The sequence below is a fragment of the Paucibacter sp. KBW04 genome, from assembly GCF_003852425.1.
GTDB lineage: Bacteria > Pseudomonadota > Gammaproteobacteria > Burkholderiales > Burkholderiaceae_C > Paucibacter_A.
The window spans coordinates 26,328-39,008 of record NZ_QAJN01000001.1; the positions used below are offsets into that span (position 1 = coordinate 26,328).

Here is a 12,681-nt window from a genome sequence, read left to right on the forward strand (position 1 = left end):
TGTTTTTACTTGTTCAGCATGGGCATGTTCAGGCCCCGCTCTCGGGCCGCCGTCTTGGCGATCTCGTAACCCGCGTCGGCATGGCGCATCACGCCGGTGCCGGGGTCGTTGTAGAGCACGCGCGAGAGGCGTTGGGCGGCGGCGTCCGTGCCGTCGGCCACGATGACCACGCCGCTGTGCTGGGAGAAGCCCATGCCCACGCCGCCGCCGTGGTGCAGGGACACCCAGGTGGCGCCGCCGGCGGTGTTGAGCAAAGCGTTCAGCAGCGGCCAGTCGGAGACGGCATCCGAGCCGTCTTGCATGCTTTCAGTCTCGCGATTTGGGCTGGCGACGGAGCCGCTGTCCAGGTGGTCGCGGCCGATGACGATGGGGGCCTTCAGCTCACCGTTCTTGACCATCTCATTGAAGGCCAGGCCGGCGATATGGCGCTCTCCCAGGCCCAGCCAGCAGATGCGTGCGGGCAGGCCTTGGAAGGCGATGCGCTCCTTGGCCATGTCCAGCCAGCGGTGCACCTGGGCGTGGTGAGGGAAGAGTTCCTTGATCTTGGCATCGGTCTTGTAGATGTCCTCCGGGTCGCCGGACAGGGCCACCCAGCGGAAGGGGCCACGGCCTTCGCAGAACTGCGGGCGCACGTAAGCGGGCACAAAGCCGGGGAAGTCGAAAGCGTTCTTCACGCCTTGCTCTAGCGCGACCTGGCGGATGTTGTTGCCGTAGTCCACGGTGGGGATGCCCATGGCCTGGAAGTCAAGCATGGCTTGCACATGCACGGCGCAGCCCTGTGCGGCGGCGGCCTTCAGTTCGGCATGTCGGGCGGGGTCGGCGGCAGCAGCCTTCCATTGCTCCACGCTCCAGCCTGCGGGCAGATAGCCGTTGATGAGGTCGTGGGCACTGGTCTGGTCGGTCACCAGATCGGGTTTGATGGCCGTGCCGGCACGGGCGCGCTTGACCAGTTCGGGCAGGATCTCGGCCGCATTGCCCAGCAGCGCGATGGAGATGGCCTTGCCTTCGGCGGTGTACTTCTTGATGCGGGCCAGGGCGTCGTCCAGATCCGTCGCTTGCTCGTCGACATAGCGGGTCTTCAAGCGGAAGTCGATGCGCGATTGCTGGCACTCGATATTCAGCGAGCAAGCGCCGGCAAAGGTCGCGGCCAGGGGCTGGGCGCCGCCCATGCCGCCCAGGCCTGCGGTCAGCACCCATTTGCCTTGCAGCGAGCCGCCGTAATGCTGGCGGCCAGCTTCGGCAAAGGTTTCATACGTGCCTTGCACAATGCCCTGGGTGCCGATATAGATCCAGCTGCCGGCCGTCATCTGGCCGTACATCATCAAGCCCTTGCGGTCCAGCTCGTTGAAGTGTTCCCAGTTGGCCCAGTGCGGCACCAGGTTGGAGTTGGCGATCAGCACCCGGGGTGCGTCAGCATGAGTCTTGAACACGCCAACCGGCTTGCCCGACTGCACCAAGAGGGTTTCGTCGGCTTCCAGCTTTTTCAGCGATTCGAGGATGGCTTCAAAGCAATCCCAGTTGCGAGCGGCCTTGCCGATGCCGCCGTAGACCACCAGGGCGTCGGGGTTCTCGGCGACGACCGGGTCCAGATTGTTCTGGATCATGCGGTAGGCGGCTTCGCTCAGCCAGTTCTTGCAGCTGAGGGTGGTGCCGGTGGGGGCACGGACGACGCGGGGCTGTGCGGACATGGGGTCTCCGATCGGGTTGGCCAAAGAGGATTGAGTGCAAGCACTCGGTCGAAAGAATTTGCAGAAAGAATGTGGCGAACTCTAGTTGTCTATACAAGTACAGTCAAGTAGGATTCAAGCCATGCCGAAAAAAACCTCTCCCTCCAGCAGCGCGCCGGCGCCGCAGTACCTGAAGGTCAAGAACCATCTGCGCGAGCGCATCGCCAGCGGGCATTGGGTGGCGGGGGATTTGCTGCCCTCGGAGGCGGAGCTGGTGCAGCAGTTCGAGGTCAGCCGCATGACGGTCAACCGGGCGCTGCGCGAGTTGACGCAGGAAGGCATGGTCGAGCGTCTGCAAGGTGTGGGCACGTTTGTGGCCCAGGCCCATCGCATGCACCGCATCTCCTCCACCTTGACCGTGCACGATGTGCACGACGAGATCAAGGCACGCGGCCACAAACATGAGTCGCGGGTGCATCTGTTAGAGAAAAAGCGTGCGACGGCCGCGCAGGCGGCGGACTTCGATTTGCCGCCGGGCGCGCCGCTGTTTCACAGCGTGATCGTGCACCTGGAGAACGGTGTGGCCATCCAGTGCGAGGACCGCTGGGTCAATGCGGCTTGCGCGCCCGACTATCTCGGCCGCGATTTCAGCCAGACCACACCCACCCACTATCTGTTGGAGGTGGCGCCGCTTTCGGAGGCGCGCTACACCATCGAAGCCTTGTTGCCTACGCCCGAAGAAGCCAAACTGCTGGGCCTGAGCAAGACCGAACCCTGCCTGGTGGTCAAGCGCCGCACCTTCAGTCGCGGCCAGACCGTGACCACGGTGCGCCTGACACATCCGGGCTCTCTCTACCTTCTGGAAGGAGCGTTTCAAGCATGAGCTGGAGCATTATTTCTGCGGCTGAAGTGAGCCCTCAGGCCTGGCGCAATGGCGGCGGTCAAACGCGTGAGCTGCTGGCCTGGCCGCATAGCAGCGACTGGGCCTTGCGCATCAGCGTGGCCGATATAGCGGCGGACGGGCCTTTCTCAAAGTTCGAGGGCGTGGACCGCTGGTTCGCCGTGCTGCAAGGCGAGGGCGTGCGCCTGGGTCAGCGTGAGCTGCGAGTGGGTGATGAGTTGCTGAACTTCGACGGCGCGCTGGCGCCGGCTTGCAGCTTGCTGGGCGGCCTGACCCGGGACTTCAATCTCATGCACAGGCGCGGCCAGGGCCGTATGCAGGTGCAAGCTGCAAGCCAAGGCCTGCTGCCCCAGGCCCGCTGGGTGGGCCTGTTCAGCGCCGAGGGTGGCCAGCTGCTGCATGGCGGCCGAGCCATGCCGCTTGCGCCCCTGAGCCTGGCCTGGTGCGAAAACCCCAGCGCCCAAGCCTGCGCTTTCGAGGGCAAGGGCCCGGCCTGGTGGATGACATGGAGCGAGGAATGACGGTGGACAGCACACGCACACTTTGGCAGCACGGCCATCTGGCCACTCTGGCGGGCGATCAGCCCTGGGGCGGGATTGCAGACGGCTCGCTCGTGACCGAGGGTGAGAAGCTGCTGTGGGTGGGGGCGGCCGATGCCCTACCTGCTGACTTGCTCAGCAGCGTCAGCCAAACCCATGATCTGAACGGTGCGCTGGTGACGCCCGGCTTGATCGACTGCCACACCCATCTGGTCTACGGCGGCCTGCGCGCTAACGAGTTTGAGTTGCGCCTCAAGGGCGCCAGCTACGAAGAGATCGCCCGCGCCGGCGGCGGCATTCGCTCCAGCGTCAGTGCCACCCGCGAGGCCAGCGAGCAGGCCTTGTTTGACTCGGCCGCTGCGCGCCTGCGCCAGCTGCTGAGCGAGGGTGTGACCACGGTGGAGATCAAGTCCGGCTACGGCCTCAATCTGGCCGCCGAGGCCGCCAGCCTGCGGGTGGCACGCCGCCTGGGGGTCGAGCTGGATGTGGCGGTGCAAACTACTTTTTTGGGCGCCCACGCCGTGCCGGCCGAGTTCGCCGGGCGGCAAGACGACTACGTCACAGCCGTCTGCGAATGGCTGCCGCAGTTGCAGGCCCAGGGCCTGGTCGATGCGGTGGATGCCTTTTGCGAGGGCATAGGCTTCACCCCCGCGCAGACGCGCCGGGTGTTTGAGGCGGCCAAGGCCCTGGGCCTGCCCGTCAAGCTGCATGCCGAGCAGCTCAGCGATCAGGGCGGCACCCAGCTGGCCTGCGAGTTCGGGGCCCTGTCTTGCGATCATCTGGAGCATTTGAGCGAGGCCGGTATCGAGGCCATGCGGGCCAGCGGTACGGTGGCCACCTTGTTGCCCGGTGCCTTCTACTTTTTGCGTGAAACCAAGCTGCCGCCCATCGCCGCGCTGCGCGCCGCCGGCGTGCCCATGGCCATCTCCACCGATCACAACCCCGGCACCTCGCCCACCTTGTCCTTGCTGCTGATGCTGAATATGGCCTGCACCCTGTTCCGTCTGACGCCGGAAGAGGCTTTGCGCGGCGCCACCCAGCATGCGGCGCGTGCCCTGGGGCTCCAGGACCGTGGTGTCTTGCAGGCCGGCTTGCGGGCCGACTTCTGCGTTTGGGATATCGCCCATCCCAATGAACTGGCCTATTTCTTTGGCCGCAACCCGCTGAACTTTTGCGTGCGCGGCGGGCAGATTCGAGGAGATTCCAAGTGACGACGAGCAGCCCCGTGTTCAAGCTCAGCCCGGGCAGCCGCCCCTTGCTGATCAGCATGCCCCATGTGGGTTACGAGATACCAGCCGATCAACACCACCGTTATGTGCCGCGCGCCCTGCAAAGCGAGGACACCGACTGGCATCTGGAAGCCTTGTACGGCGAGATCGCGCGCGAGCTGGGGGCCAGCCTGATCGTCCCGCGCTTTTCGCGCTATTTGATCGACCTGAACCGCCCGCCGGAGGACACGCCCATGTATCCGGGTGCGGCCAATACCGAGTTGTGCCCGACCCGTTTTTTCACCGGCGAGTCCCTGTATCTGGAGGGCCAAGCCCCCGATGCCGAGGAGAAGCTGCGCCGCCGCGAGCAGTACTGGCGCCCCTATCACCAGGCCTTGCAGGCGGAGTTGGATCGCCTCAAGGCCCAGCATGGCTATGCCTTGCTGTTCGACGCGCACAGCATCCGCTCCGAGCTGCCCTGGTTGTTTGAGGGCCGCTTGCCGGATCTCAACCTCGGCACGGTGGAAGGCAAGTCTTGTGACGCCGCCATCACCGCGGCTCTCGCCGATGTGCAAGCCTCGCAGAGCGTGTACAGCCAGGTGGTCAACGGCCGCTTCAAGGGCGGCTACATCACCCGCCACTACGGCCAGCCTGCGCATGCACAACACGCGGTGCAGCTGGAGATGTGCCAGCGCTGCTATATGAGCGAGCTGCCGCCCTACGCTTACGCACCCGAGCTGGCGGCCCAGGTGCAGCCGCTGATTCGCCAACTGCTCAGCCGCTTGCTGGACTGGAGTCCACGTTCATGATCAACAAGACTTTTTGGGCCGAACTGGCCTGGGTAGACGGCCGCTGGCAACGCGATGTGCGCCTGACGGTGGACGCCCGCGGCCACTGGCAGGAGATCGCGGTGGGCGCGCCCCGGCCCGAGGGTGTTGAGGCCTTGCCCGGCCCGGTGCTGCCCAGCTTGGTGGACACGCACAGCCACGCCTTCCAGCGCGCTTTTGCCGGCCTGGCCGAACGGCGCAAGTCGGGTGACGATGATTTCTGGTCCTGGCGCGACCGCATGTATGGCCTGGCCCTGCGGGTCACGCCGGCCCAGCTGCAAGCCATCGCCAGCCAGCTCTATCTGGAGCTGCTGCAGGGCGGTTACACCCAGGTCTGCGAGTTCCACTATCTGCAGCACCAGCCGGATGGCTCGGCCTACCCGGACGAGTTGGCCATGAGCTGGGCCCTGGCCGATGCCGCACACAGCGTGGGTCTAGGCCTGACCCTGCTGCCGGTGCTTTATGCCCGTGCCGGCTTTGGCCAGGCCGGATTGCGCGAGGATCAGCGCCGCTTTCGCACCGATGCGGCCTGGGTCTGGCAGGCCAGCCAGCGCATCAACACCGCCGGCCGGCCCTTGTTGAATGCCGGTGTGGCCCTGCATTCCCTGCGGGCGGCCAATGCCGATGACATTGCCCAATTGCAAGCCCTGCTGGGTGATGGCGATGTGCCGCTACACATCCATATCGCCGAGCAGATGCAGGAGGTACGCGACTGCCTCGCCCACAGCGGCCAGCGGCCGATGGAATATCTGTGCAATACCTTCAAGCCCGATGCCCGCTGGCATCTGGTGCACGCCACCCACAGCACGCGCAAGGAAATTGAGCAGGTCGCCCAGGCGGGAGCCAGCGTGGTGATCTGCCCCGGCACCGAGGGCAATCTGGGCGATGGCCTCTGCGATTTGCCGGGCTGGTTGAGCGCGGGCGTGCCCATCAGCCTGGGTTCGGACAGCCATGTCACCCGCGCTTGGGGGGAGGAGCTGCGTTGGCTGGAGTACGGTCAGCGCCTGGGCCTGCAGCAGCGCAATGTGGCTGCCTTGCCCGGCCACCAGCCCTCGACGGCAGCCCGCTTGTTTGAGGCGGTACGGGCCGGCAGCGCAGCGCCAGCGGGCTTCAAGCAATGGGGTTTGCAGGCGGGCGCGCGCGCCGACTTCCTGGTGCTGGACCGCCGCGCCTCGGGGCTTTTGGGCTTGCCCGCCGACTATCTGCTGGACGGCCTGGTCTTCGCGGCCCAGGGTCAGGTCTTGCGCGCGGTCTTTGTGGCCGGCAAGCAGGTCTTGCAAGACGGGCGGCTGCTGGATGCGCAGCGCGGCACTCAGCTGGCGCAGGCGTTTGAGGCCGTGATGCAAGATCTTTGCTGAGACTTTTGCAACACCGGCTCGCTTTTGATCCGGCATTTGTCGGGCCGAACCCGCAATCGAGGCTAACAACCCTTTTCCCGCCTGGGGCTTCCTGATAGCGTAGCGCCAAGACATGAGTTGCCGCCGCGTTGTCGCTGCGGCCTCGTGCCTGGCCCTTGGTGCCCATCAGCAGTCGGGAGAAGTCAGATGTTTTCGCTTCGCAACTACACCATCCGGGCCCGGCTTTATGCCTTGGCCGCCATGGCCATCGCGGCCATGCTGCTGATTGGCGGCTACGGCCTGCTGAGTCAGAGGCATTCTCGCGAAGACTTTTCGCACTATGTAGATAACGATGTAGAGGCGCTGACCCAGCTGGCCAATGTGCGGGCCGGCGTCGGCAATCTGCGTCGCTATGAGAAAGACCTGCTGATCAATCTGGGAGACCCCAAGGCCACGGCCAAATACCACGCCGATTGGTTGAGCGCCTTTGACAAATCGATCGAAGGTTTGAAGCTCATCGAGAAGCTGGATCTGGTGGAGGATTTGAAGCATTACCCATTGGACTTGATGAAGTCCCTGGGCGAGTACCGGCGCGGCTTCCTGGCCGTGGCCGAGCGCGCCGAAAGGAATGAGTTCGCTGACACCCATGCGGCCAATCAGGCGCTGGAGCCGGTCAAGGGACCGGTGCGCGAGGTGGACAAGATCTTGGCCGAGATGACGCTCAAGATCGACAAGAACTCCGAGAACACCTTGGCTGCCATCCGTGAGCAGGATCGTTTGATCCAGCTGGCCTTTGTCTTTGTTTTGATCGGCTGCGTGCTCTTGATCGGCATCTTCACCGCGCTCAATATCCGCTCCATCCTGCGCCCGCTGAAGGAGGCGGCCGATGCCACCTCGCGGATTGCCGAGCATGATTTGCGCCAGGCGGTTCGCACCAGTGGTCGGGATGAAACCGCCGTCATGATGCGCGGCGTGCAAGCCATGCAGGACTCGCTCAGCGCCGTGGTCAGCGGCGTGCGCGGCGCCACCGACAGCATCGCCACCGCCTCACGCGAGGTGGCCATAGGCAGCCATGATCTGAGTCAGCGCACCGAGCAGGCGGCCTCGAATCTGGAGGAAACCTCCTCGGCCATGGAGCAACTCACCGCCAGCGTGGGGCATAACGCCGAATCGTCTCGGCAGGCGAATCAACTGGCTCAAGATGCCGCCCTGGTGGCCCAGCGCGGCGGGCAGGTGGTGGGGGATGTGGTGAACACCATGGGCCGTATCAGCGAGTCTTCGCGCAAGATCAGCGACATCACCGCCGTCATCGACGGCATCGCCTTCCAGACCAATATCCTGGCCCTGAATGCCGCCGTCGAGGCGGCGCGTGCGGGCGAGCAGGGCCGCGGCTTTGCCGTCGTGGCGGCCGAGGTGCGCAGCCTGGCCCAGCGCTCGGCCGAGGCCGCCAAGGAGATCAAGACCTTGATCACCGCCAGCAGCGAGAGCGTGGAAAGCGGCGCTCAGCTGGTGGAGCGCGCGGGCGACACCATGCAGGAGATCGTGGCCTCGATCGGCCGGGTCAGTCACATCGTTTCCGAGATCAGCCTGGCCTCGAATGAGCAGAGCACGGGCATCAACCAGATCAGCCTGGCCATCGCCAATCTGGACGATATGACGCAGCAGAACGCGGCCCTGGTGGAGCAGTCCGCCGCCGCCGCGCAAAGCCTGCAGGAGCAGGCCAGCGCCTTGGCACAGTCGGTGGCGGTGTTCAAGCTGGCCTGAGGTTCAAGGCCTGCAAGCTTTTGCGCAAGTCGGCGCTGGCGCGCACCGCGCCCACATGGAGGCCGCGCCAGTTGTGCAGGGGCAGATTGGCGTTGCGGCTTAACAAGTCCGCCGCCGCAGGGCTGAGGTCCTGCAGCAAGGCCTGGGCCACGGCGGCCATGGCGCATTCGGCGCCGCGCACCTGGCCGTCGTCGATCTTCAAGGCCAGGCCCAGGCCCAGCTCGGGCAGGGCCGCGCAGTAGACGCCCTCGGCCCCGACCTTGCAGAACAGGCGCTCGCCCAGGGCCTGCATCAACACGGTGTCGAAACGGTCGGTGCCTGCCACGTAAAAAGGTTCTGCCGCCACGGCCTGGCGCAGGCGCTTGGCCGCCTGCGCATGCGCCGGGCTCAGGCCTTGGCCTGTGCCCACGCGAGCGAAGGCCAGGGCCAGATCGCGCAGGGGCACAGCAAAAGTGGGAATGGAGCAGCCGTCGGTGCCACGCGGTGCTCGCTCCAGATCGCGGCCGGTGGCGGCGCTCAGGGCGGCGGTGATCTCGCGCATCAGCGGATGCTCGGGGGCCACATAGCCGCGCGCAAACTCGGCCGGCTCGCGGCCTTGCGCCAAGGCCATCTGACAGGCCACGCAGACAAAGCCAGCATGCTTGCCCGAGCAGTTGTTGTGCAAGGCGCTGGCCTGCTCGCCCCGGCTCAGCATGCCGCGCAGCACTGGCTCGCGGCCGGGCCATTGGGTGCCGCATTCCAGCGCGCTTTCATCCAGGCCCAGCTTTCGCAGCAGGCCCAGGGACGTGGCCACATGGGCCGGCTCACCGCTGTGGGAGGCGCAGGCGATGGACAACTCGGCCTGGCTGAGAGCAAAGCGATCGGCCGCGTCGCTGGCGACCAGGGGCAGGGCTTGCAAGACCTTGACGGCGGAGCGGGGGAAGATGGGCCGCTCCACATCGCCCAGGGCGCAGACCAGATGCCCATCGGCATCCACCAGAGCCAGGGAGCCGCTGTGGCGCGACTCGACGGTGTCGCCGCGCAAGACCTCGACCAGGACGGGATTGTTGGGGGTGCTCACGCTGGGGTTCCTTTTGATTTCTTTGGGCTTGCCGAGTCTGCGCGCACAAAAAGGCGCAGCTCCTGAGCCATGCGTGCCAGCGAGGGCTGGTGGATATACATCATGTGGCCGGCCTCGAAATAGCTGACCTGGATCTGGCCTTGCAAGGGCGGGCGCAGGCCCAGATGGTTGAGGGTGTAGTCGCCCGCCGCATGGGGTGTGGCCAGATCGTAATAACCGCTGGCCACATAGACCCGCATCGTGGGGCTGGCATGCAGGGCGCGGCGCAGGCTGTCGCCCACATTGACGTATTTGTTCTCGAAGCCCTTCCAGGTCCAGCTCTGCCACAGGGGCGAGATCACCTTGTAGGGCGAGTCGCTCTTGAACTGCAAGGTCTCGAACAGCAGGCGGTTGATGCCCACGGCATAGGCGCCGACCAGATTGTTCATGCCGGCGTCTTCCTCGGCCTGCTCGCCCGCATCGTCGCGGTCTAGGCCTAGAAAGCGGCTGTCCAGTCGACCCACGGTCTGGCCGCGTTCGCGCAGCAGCTCCTTGAAGAAGCGGAACTCGGTCGGGCGCAGATCGCAGCGCAGCAGATAGGCGGCGGAGAGGCCGCTGAAACGCGCCAGGCCTTCGGCGATGCGCTGACGCTCCTCCGTGCCGAGTTTGGAGCCCTGGTGCAGGGCCAGCAGATAGTCGCCATTGGCAAAGGCCTCGGCCTCGGCCACCACAGTCTTCAAGGACTTTTTCTGCATGGCCGGGCTGAGAGCCTTGTGGTACCAGGCGGTGGCGGCGTAGGTGGGCAGGAAGAGCGGGTAGGGCAGCTCGTTGCCGTGATCGAAGCTGAGGGTCTGGAAGTCCACCGCCAGCGAGACCAGCATCAGGCCATTGACATGGATATTGTGTTTGTCCTGCAGATGGCGCGAGAGACCGGCTGCGCGCGTCGTGCCATAGCTCTCACCGATCAGGTATTTGGGGCTGGCCCAGCGGCCGTGGCGAGTCAGGTAGAGGCGGATGAATTCGCCCACCGAGTCCAGATCGCGCTGGTAGTCGTGGAACTCGGCCATCTTCTCACCCTCGGCCACACGCGAGTGGCCGGTGCCTACCGGGTCGATGAAGACCAGGTCGGAGTCCGTCAGCAGGGTGTGCTCGTTCTCGGTCAGGCCATAGGGTGGCGCGCCGCACTGGCCCATTTCATCGGTGGGCACGCGCTGCGGCCCCAAGATGCCCAGATGCAGCCAGACGCTGGAGCTGCCCGGCCCGCCATTGAAGCTGAAGGTGATGGGGCGCTGCTCGGCCGCTTTGCTGCTCTTGTTCTTCAGCGTGTAGGCGATGAAGAACACGCTGGCGCGTGCCTTGTCGCCCTTGAACTGGCCCTTGCCCTCGGGTTCGCTGGAGTCGGGCTCGCGCAGCACGACGGTGCCGCAAGTGGCCTGATAATGCAGGGTGTTCTTGCCGACCTGCAGCTTGTGCTCGGTCGTGACGATTTGTTCAAGCACCGGGCTGCTGGTGCTGGGTTTGCTGTCTGGCTTGCTCGTTTCCGGGCTGGGGGTCTCGCTCATCGCCGAAGTCTCCTGGCTGTTTCTATCGATACAGTGCTGTGGATGCACTCTATCTCTTCCTCCGCCCGGCCGGCTTTGCCCATGCCGCAACGCCTGCTAGGGCTTGATTTCAGCAGCGCGCCCAGCAAGCGCAAACCCGTGGTGATGGCGCTTGGCCATCTACAGGGTCAGGTCTTGCGTTTGGAACGCTTGCAAAGTTTTGACACGCTGGCGGCTCTGGCCGTGTTTCTGCAAGAACCCGGTCCCTGGCTAGGCGGTTTTGATCTGCCTTTTGGCCTGCCGCGCGAGCTGGTCGAACAACTCGGTTGGCCCCAGCAATGGGCCGGTCTGATGGACCATTTTTGCGGCTTGAGCCGCGAGCAGGTCCGCGCCACTTTCGCGGCTTTTTGCGCCGCACGCCCCGTGGGTGCCAAGTTCGCTCACCGCAGTTGCGACGGCCCGGCCGGCGCCTCGCCCAGCATGAAATGGGTCAACCCGCCGGTGGCCTTCATGATGCATGCCGGCGTGCCGCTGCTGCGCCAAGCCGGCGTGACGCTGGCGGGTGTGCATGAGGCGGACCCGCAGCGGGTGGCGCTGGAAGCCTACCCGGGCCTGTTGGCGCGCGAGATCCTGGGGCGGCGCAGCTATAAAAGCGATGACAAAGCCAAGCAGACGCCCGAACGTCTGATCGCCCGCAAGGACTTGCTGGAGGCCCTGGAGCAAGGGCGCAGCCGTCTGGGCCTGCGACTCAAGCTCACGCATGCCCAGCGCGAGGCCTTGGTGGATGATGCCAGTGGTGACCGTCTGGACGCGGTGTTATGTCTTCTGCAAGCGGGCTGGGCCCAGGGGCGGCCGCGTTGGGGGCTGCCAGACGGCATCGACCCCTTGGAAGGCTGGATTGTCAGCGCCTGAATGCCTAGCACTGCGCTCAGGCCAGCAGGCTGAAGCTGGCTTGCAGCCGGGCGTCGTGCTCAGTTGAGGGCGCTGCGGCTTGCAAGAACAAGGCGGTTTCTTGCGCGCTGGCCTTGTGTTGCAGGTGCAGAATCTGGCCGCTGCTTGTTTGAAGCGTCGCCGCCCCTGGCCCTTGCAGGGCAAAGCTCAGATGAAACTGCTGCAGCCCTGCTTGCGGCTGGGCGCAGGCCTCGCCCTGAACGGCGAGCAGCCGCAGGCTCAGCCCCGGCTGCCCCAGGACCTCAAAGCACTGGCCCACAAAAGCTTGCCAGTCAGCCAGGCTGTGGGCATCACGCAGTGGCGGCAGGGCTTGGCTACGGCATTCGGCCAGAGCCGCCACGGGAAGGCCGCCGCCCAGCAGGCCGGCGCAGCCGCTCAAGACAAATTCACGCTTGTTCATGATGGGCTTGCCTTTCACAGACTTCAGGTTGGGCCGTGGCGACGGGGCGCCACAGCATATGCAGATGCCGGCCTTGCTGGCCCTGAACTTCAAAGCCCAGGGCTTGATAAAGCCGCTGCGCCGGGTTGTTGATCTCGACATGCAGGCTCAGTGCCTGGCCTAGCTGGGTTGCCTGCGCTTGCAGATGGCGCAGGCATTGCCTGCCCAAGCCCTGACCTCGCCAAGGCGGCAGCAGGCTGAGGTCCAGCAGGCCTAGCTCGGTGGCCAGGCGAGCCAGCCACAAGCGACCGACGGCCTCGCCGTTGCTGAGGATGATGCTGTGTTCGGCTTGTGGATACTGCTGGTGGTAGAAGCTGTTCTGCGCCTGATACTGCATCTCGACAAAAGCCTGTACAGCCGCCTCATCCCAATCGCTCAGCAAGGCCAACTCGTCCGCGCGTGTGCTGGCGTAGACGGCCTTTAAAAAGGCTTGATCGGCCGGGGTCGCTGGGCGCAGCTGCATGAGGC

12 protein-coding genes are annotated in these 12,681 nt (G+C 65.3%); 7 read left to right on the plus strand and 5 right to left on the minus strand.

Annotation, left to right across the window (positions count from 1 at the left end):
• Window positions 1–5: 5 nt before the first annotated feature.
• Entirely contained in the window at window positions 6–1,688 is a 1,683-nt protein-coding gene (hutU, locus tag DBR47_RS00105; protein ID WP_124445977.1) for a urocanate hydratase, read from the minus strand.
• A gap of 121 nt (window positions 1,689–1,809) precedes the next feature.
• Here hutU and hutC point away from each other — a divergent pair, with 121 nt between their 5' ends.
• From hutC to DBR47_RS25310, 6 genes are all read left to right on the plus strand, one after another.
• A complete protein-coding gene (hutC, locus tag DBR47_RS00110) occupies window positions 1,810–2,550 on the plus strand; it encodes a histidine utilization repressor (protein ID WP_124445978.1) in 741 nt (246 codons plus the stop codon).
• Window positions 2,547–3,089 (plus strand): HutD family protein, encoded by a 543-nt coding sequence (locus DBR47_RS00115; RefSeq protein WP_124445979.1) that lies wholly within the window; start codon window positions 2,547–2,549, stop codon window positions 3,087–3,089. The genes hutC and DBR47_RS00115 overlap by 4 nt, the downstream gene beginning before the upstream one ends.
• Window positions 3,086–4,318, plus strand: a complete 1,233-nt coding sequence (gene hutI, locus DBR47_RS00120; protein WP_124445980.1) for an imidazolonepropionase — start codon at window positions 3,086–3,088, stop codon at window positions 4,316–4,318. Before DBR47_RS00115 ends, hutI begins: the two co-directional genes overlap by 4 nt.
• On the plus strand, window positions 4,315–5,124 hold the full coding sequence (gene hutG / locus DBR47_RS00125; protein WP_255420593.1) for an N-formylglutamate deformylase: 810 nt from the start codon (window positions 4,315–4,317) through the stop codon (window positions 5,122–5,124). Before hutI ends, hutG begins: the two co-directional genes overlap by 4 nt.
• Window positions 5,121–6,500: a formimidoylglutamate deiminase gene (hutF, locus tag DBR47_RS00130; RefSeq protein WP_124445981.1), complete on the plus strand. Its 1,380-nt coding sequence runs from the start codon at window positions 5,121–5,123 to the stop codon at window positions 6,498–6,500. The genes hutG and hutF overlap by 4 nt, the downstream gene beginning before the upstream one ends.
• Before the next feature lie 186 nt (window positions 6,501–6,686).
• On the plus strand, window positions 6,687–8,243 hold the full coding sequence (locus DBR47_RS25310) for a methyl-accepting chemotaxis protein (RefSeq protein WP_124445982.1): 1,557 nt from the start codon (window positions 6,687–6,689) through the stop codon (window positions 8,241–8,243).
• On the opposite strand, the gene DBR47_RS00140 is transcribed toward DBR47_RS25310, so the two are convergent.
• Window positions 8,230–9,303 carry an asparaginase gene (locus tag DBR47_RS00140; RefSeq protein ID WP_124445983.1) on the minus strand — a complete coding sequence of 358 codons (1,074 nt, stop codon included), beginning with the start codon at window positions 9,301–9,303 and terminating at the stop codon, window positions 8,230–8,232. The two genes, DBR47_RS25310 and DBR47_RS00140, sit on opposite strands and share 14 nt — an antisense overlap.
• Window positions 9,300–10,844: a S10 family peptidase gene (locus tag DBR47_RS00145; protein WP_124445984.1), complete on the minus strand. Its 1,545-nt coding sequence runs from the start codon at window positions 10,842–10,844 to the stop codon at window positions 9,300–9,302. Before DBR47_RS00145 ends, DBR47_RS00140 begins: the two co-directional genes overlap by 4 nt.
• Before the next feature lie 42 nt (window positions 10,845–10,886).
• On the opposite strand from DBR47_RS00145, the gene DBR47_RS00150 reads away from it, so the two are divergent.
• A complete protein-coding gene (locus DBR47_RS00150; RefSeq protein WP_231512056.1) occupies window positions 10,887–11,735 on the plus strand; it encodes a DUF429 domain-containing protein in 849 nt (282 codons plus the stop codon).
• 16 nt (window positions 11,736–11,751) lie between these two features.
• On the opposite strand, the gene DBR47_RS00155 is transcribed toward DBR47_RS00150, so the two are convergent.
• The gene (locus DBR47_RS00155) at window positions 11,752–12,174 is read right to left on the minus strand and encodes a DUF6916 family protein (protein WP_124445985.1); all 423 of its coding nucleotides are present in this window, start codon (window positions 12,172–12,174) and stop codon (window positions 11,752–11,754) included.
• A complete protein-coding gene (locus DBR47_RS00160) occupies window positions 12,161–12,676 on the minus strand; it encodes a GNAT family N-acetyltransferase (protein ID WP_124445986.1) in 516 nt (171 codons plus the stop codon). Before DBR47_RS00160 ends, DBR47_RS00155 begins: the two co-directional genes overlap by 14 nt.
• Window positions 12,677–12,681 lie beyond the last annotated feature (5 nt).

Excerpts from the sequence above, each read along its gene's own strand:
- hutI (WP_124445980.1), top strand. The coding sequence starts at position 3,086 with ATGACGGTGGACAGCACACGCACACTTTGGCAGCACGGCCATCTGGCC.
- hutU (WP_124445977.1), bottom strand. The coding sequence starts at position 1,688 with ATGTCCGCACAGCCCCGCGTCGTCCGTGCCCCCACCGGCACCACCCTC.
- DBR47_RS25310 (WP_124445982.1), top strand. The coding sequence starts at position 6,687 with ATGTTTTCGCTTCGCAACTACACCATCCGGGCCCGGCTTTATGCCTTG.
- hutF (WP_124445981.1), top strand. The coding sequence starts at position 5,121 with ATGATCAACAAGACTTTTTGGGCCGAACTGGCCTGGGTAGACGGCCGC.
- DBR47_RS00115 (WP_124445979.1), top strand. The coding sequence starts at position 2,547 with ATGAGCTGGAGCATTATTTCTGCGGCTGAAGTGAGCCCTCAGGCCTGG.
- DBR47_RS00155 (WP_124445985.1), bottom strand. The coding sequence starts at position 12,174 with ATGAACAAGCGTGAATTTGTCTTGAGCGGCTGCGCCGGCCTGCTGGGC.
- DBR47_RS00145 (WP_124445984.1), bottom strand. The coding sequence starts at position 10,844 with ATGAGCGAGACCCCCAGCCCGGAAACGAGCAAGCCAGACAGCAAACCC.
- DBR47_RS00160 (WP_124445986.1), bottom strand. The coding sequence starts at position 12,676 with ATGCAGCTGCGCCCAGCGACCCCGGCCGATCAAGCCTTTTTAAAGGCC.
- hutC (WP_124445978.1), top strand. The coding sequence starts at position 1,810 with ATGCCGAAAAAAACCTCTCCCTCCAGCAGCGCGCCGGCGCCGCAGTAC.
- DBR47_RS00150 (WP_231512056.1), top strand. The coding sequence starts at position 10,887 with ATGCACTCTATCTCTTCCTCCGCCCGGCCGGCTTTGCCCATGCCGCAA.